The sequence below is a fragment of the Mesorhizobium sp. M7A.F.Ca.CA.003.01.2.1 genome, from assembly GCF_003998945.1.
Lineage (GTDB): Bacteria > Pseudomonadota > Alphaproteobacteria > Rhizobiales > Rhizobiaceae > Mesorhizobium > Mesorhizobium ciceri.
This window is the reverse complement of sequence record NZ_RZRA01000609.1, coordinates 1-3,500: the sequence shown is the minus strand read 5'-3', so window position 1 is coordinate 3,500 and position 3,500 is coordinate 1. Positions and strand designations below refer to the sequence as shown.

Sequence of the window (3,500 nt, the reverse complement as noted above, 5' to 3'; positions counted from 1 at the left end):
GCATTGACATAGCCGTTCAGCACTTCCTGGGTGGTGTCGAGCGAATTGCCCCAGCCGACGACCGGGATTTCGCCCGGCTTGATGCCGACCTGGTCGAACACCCGCTTGATCGAGCCGGTGACGAGGTCGCCTAGGCCGATGATCGCCTTGACCTTGGCCTTGTTCGCCGTGAGGTAGTCGACCATGCGGTTGATCACTTCAGCCTGATCAAGCGTCGCTTCCGTGATTTCATACGTGATGCCGAGCGGCTCGAAGACGCTCTTGATGCCTTCCTCTTCCTGCACGCCATAGGTGGCGCCGGGGATTTCGACCGGCATCCAGACGAAGTCGCCCTTCTTCACCAGGCCCTTGTCGACCAGATACTGTGCCCAATGCTTGCCGAAGGTGACATTGTCGCCGCCGACATAGGCGTTGAAATCGGCTTTCGGATCAGGCGTGTTGAAATTGATGATCGGCACTTTCGCCGCACGCGCTTCCTTGACGATCTCGATCAGGCTGCCCGGATCGGGGCTCGTGGTGACGATGCCATCGGCCTTGGCGGAGAGGGCGGCGCGAACCGCTTCCTGCTGCGAGGCGACATCGCCGTTGTGGAACGAGGTGTTGACCGTGTTGCCGGTGTCCTTGGCCCACTGCTTGGCGCCGGCCAGGAAGTAGGTCCAGACCGGATCGGCCGGACCGCCATGCGAAATCCAGTAGAACGTCTTGGCCTGTGCCGCTGCTGGTACCACCATCAGCGCCACCAACAGGCCGTATAGAACGCGTCTTAGCCGTGTCAGCATTTGATTTCCTCCCGTTTGTAGATCGTCAGTTCAAAATCCGTCCCTTGTTTTGCGTCTTTTGCCAGCGCCGATCGGATGCGTCAGAGCATCCCCTTTTTCGACGGATGGCAAGCCTCCATCTGCCAGGCCTCCATCTGCAGGTGTAGTGGGCGCCTGACGGGGCGTCATCAGCCGTCCCATCAGATTGCATCAGTTGAGGTGATTTTCCGACTGTCGGATAATTGGTGTCGAGGCTAGCCGAGCAGATAGTCCTCGTCATGGTCGGCGCGCAGGTTGCTCCACAGCCGATCGGCCGCCAGGCGAGCAAGGCGATTTGTTCCGTTAGGTATCCGACAAATGCAGATGCTCGGGCACTCGCAGCATTTCGGCATTGGTGAGTCTTCCGCTGGTGAACTCTAGTCGGAGCCCCTCGCAGTATCCGATGGCTTCTCCCTCGATAGGACGTTTGCTGGCCATCAGGAACGCGACAACGCCGAGATCGATGATCCCACCGTGCGTCACCAATAAGCCCGTCGCTTCGTTGGGAACTCGGGCAGCTATGCTCGTCCACAGTCGCACTTGGGTGTTAGCAAATGCAATGCAGTCTACGTCCGATCGGAGTACACGTTCTACCTCCGCCAACGGGCTCGGCCACGAGATCGTTTCGAGTATATTTTTGGGAAGAATTCCAAGTTCGGCAATCAACTCATTTACTTCGAAACCCATCGCAATTGCGGTTTCGATTGCCCGTGGAATTTCGCTTGTGACAACAAGTTCATAAGAGTCAGCCCCTTGGGCTACAAACCGCGCTAGTTCGATTCCTTCTCGAGAAAGGTGCGCGCCAGGCTTGCGCCTCATGGTGTGCCGGCGAACATCAAGTATCGTCATTGGATTCCAGTCCGACGAGGTCACGAGTAATAAGGCGCCAACATTGCGTTGATGGTGGCCCTGGGCCAAGGCTTGGCTAAATAAGATCGGCCTTCGCCAGCTCCCGCATCAGATGGCTGGCGCCGTAGGTCCAGTGCGGGCAGTCTGGCGACAGCTGCACGCGGTTGACCAGCGCGCCGAATTTTTCCGACGAGATGGTGACGATGTCGCCGACCTTGTGGGTAAAACCCTTGCCCTTCTCGCCGCGATCCTTGGACGGAACGAACATGGTGCCGAGATAGAGCGCCAGCCCGTCCGGATACTGGTGGTGCGGCCCCATGGCCGCGGCGACCAGTTCCTCCGGCGAGCGGCTGATCTCGGCCATCGAGCTTGCGCCCTCCAGCGAGAACCCGTCCTCGCCCTCGACTTTCAGGCGCACGACGGCACGCTTGACGTCATCGATGGAGAATTTCTCGTCGAACAGGCGGATGAAGGGGCCAAGTGAGGCCGAGGCATTGTTATCCTTGGCCTTGCCGAGCAGCAGCGCCGAACGCCCTTCGACGTCGCGCAGATTGACGTCGTTGCCGATAGTGGCGCCGACGATCCTGCCGCTGGAGGCGGCGATCATGGCGATCTCGGGTTCCGGATTGTTCCAGGTCGACACCGGGTGCAGCCCGACATCGGCGCCGAAGCCCACCGAGGCCATCGGCTGGCACTTGGTGAAGATCTCGGCATCGGGGCCGATGCCCACTTCCAGATATTGCGACCAGGCGCCGCGCGAAATCAGCTTGGCCTTGATCTCCATCGCTTCGGGCGAACCGGGCTTCAGCTTCGACAGGTCGTGGCCGATCAGTCCGGCAATGTCGGCGCGGATGGCATCGGCTTTTTCAGCCGAACCACGCGCCTGTTCCTCGATCACCCGTTCCAGCAGGCTGACGACGAAGGTGACGCCCGATGCCTTGACCGCCTGCAGGTCGACCGGGGAGAGCAGGTAGGGTTTTGCTGGATCGCGCCCGGTTTCAAAACTGTTGGCGGCGATGTCATCGAGCGAACCGATCGGTCTGCCTTCGGCCGAGCGGACATGCCCAGCCGGGTCGGCCATCTCGCAAAGGTCGCGCATGGTCGGTGCCGTACGCGAGGTGATGTCGAAGACCGTGCCATCGCGAACCGTGACGACCAGCGGGTATGCAGCACCGCTGCTTCTGGCGCGTCCGACAAAAAGGCCCTCGCTGGGCAGGTGGGTCGGGTTCGTCATGGCGCTCTGTCCTCTTAGTGATCGGCAATGTGGTGAAGTGATCGACAATGTGGGCTAGCCGGATCGGCGTGGCACTTTCACCGGATTCCCGTCAAAGGTCTATCCCGTCGCAGGCGATCGGAACTCTGGGTCTCCGGTCGTCTCGGCGGCAGTCCACAGGCGAAAGCCATGGTGCTCTTTCAAAATTGTGAAATTCTGACTAGGATTTTCACCAATCGCAGCGCATTCAGGTGACCCTTGGCGACAGCATTCTCCGATCCCATCTGGCGCAGGCCGCAGGCAGCTTCCACGTTTCAATCGCTTCCCAATGGCGAACGGGTCGATCTCGCCATCATTGGCGGTGGCATCATGGGCTTGTCGACTGCCTTGCATGCCGCCCGGCTTGGCCTGTCGGTGCAGGTGCTGGACGCCGGCGAGATCGGCCAGGGCGCATCAGGCTTGAATGGCGGCCAGGTCATTCCCGGCCTGAAATACGATCCGGAATGGTTGCTGGAGCATTTTGGCCCGGAGCGCGGCGAGGCGCTTGTCAATTTCGCGGCGTCGACCGCCAACGCGGTGTTCGAGCTGATCCGCGACGAGAATCTGGCGGTGCCGTTCGTTCGAAATGGCTGGATCCAGGC

The 3,500-nt window shown here is 60.4% G+C and carries 4 protein-coding genes; 1 reads left to right on the top strand and 3 read right to left on the bottom strand.

From position 1 onward, the window contains the following. The 3 genes from EN969_RS22155 to EN969_RS22145 form a co-directional block, all read right to left on the bottom strand. Positions 1–779 (bottom strand): substrate-binding domain-containing protein (locus EN969_RS22155; RefSeq protein WP_127419393.1); only part of this gene is annotated, 779 nt, incomplete at its 3' end. Between the two features lie 321 nt (positions 780–1,100). Then, positions 1,101–1,646, bottom strand: coding sequence for a hypothetical protein (locus EN969_RS22150; protein WP_064995104.1), 546 nt, complete (start codon positions 1,644–1,646; stop codon positions 1,101–1,103). A 76-nt stretch (positions 1,647–1,722) separates the two neighbouring features. After that, the gene (locus EN969_RS22145) at positions 1,723–2,880 is read right to left on the bottom strand and encodes a fumarylacetoacetate hydrolase family protein (protein ID WP_063167634.1); all 1,158 of its coding nucleotides are present in this window, start codon (positions 2,878–2,880) and stop codon (positions 1,723–1,725) included. A 261-nt stretch (positions 2,881–3,141) separates the two neighbouring features. Between EN969_RS22145 and EN969_RS22140 the strand changes: the two genes are divergently transcribed. Continuing rightward, positions 3,142–3,500: FAD-dependent oxidoreductase (locus EN969_RS22140; protein ID WP_245467472.1), on the top strand; the 359-nt coding region annotated here is incomplete at its 3' end.